Source organism: Variovorax sp. RTB1 (genome assembly GCF_035018765.1).
Lineage (GTDB): Bacteria > Pseudomonadota > Gammaproteobacteria > Burkholderiales > Burkholderiaceae_C > Variovorax.
Window position 1 is genome coordinate 1 of sequence record NZ_JASJXG010000125.1, and the last position, 400, is coordinate 400.

The 400-nt window shown below is 59.0% G+C and carries 1 pseudogene; it reads right to left on the reverse strand.

From position 1 onward, the window contains the following. Positions 1-79: 79 nt before the first annotated feature. Positions 80-400 (reverse strand): annotated as a pseudogene (locus tag QN397_RS26860) (hypothetical protein); the annotation flags it as partial.

Sequence of the window (400 nt, forward strand, 5' to 3'; positions counted from 1 at the left end):
TGGTAGTAGAAAGTGCTGCGCGCAAGCCCTGCTGCCCGCAGCAGGTCCGCCAATTTGTGGTGATGCCTCAATCCGAGGATCAAGCGCGCTTTGTCGGCGCAAGTGATCTTTTCGCCCGGATCAAGGCGTGCACTTTTTTTAAGTACGCGACCTCAGCGCGCAGTCGCTCGTTCTCTTCGCGCAGGGCGTCCGTCGAATCGGGGATGGCCTCGGGCGGTGTCTCTGAGCAGCGTCGTTCTGGCTTTGTATCTGGCTTTGTATCTGGCTTTGTATCTGGCTTTGGCATGGTGTTCCCCAGAGCTTGCGCGTCGCCCTCAGCAATATCGCGTCGCCAGACCACAACCTGGTTCGGATTGCGGATGTCATAGATGGCGGCGACCCGACGGCTGGACAGTCGTTC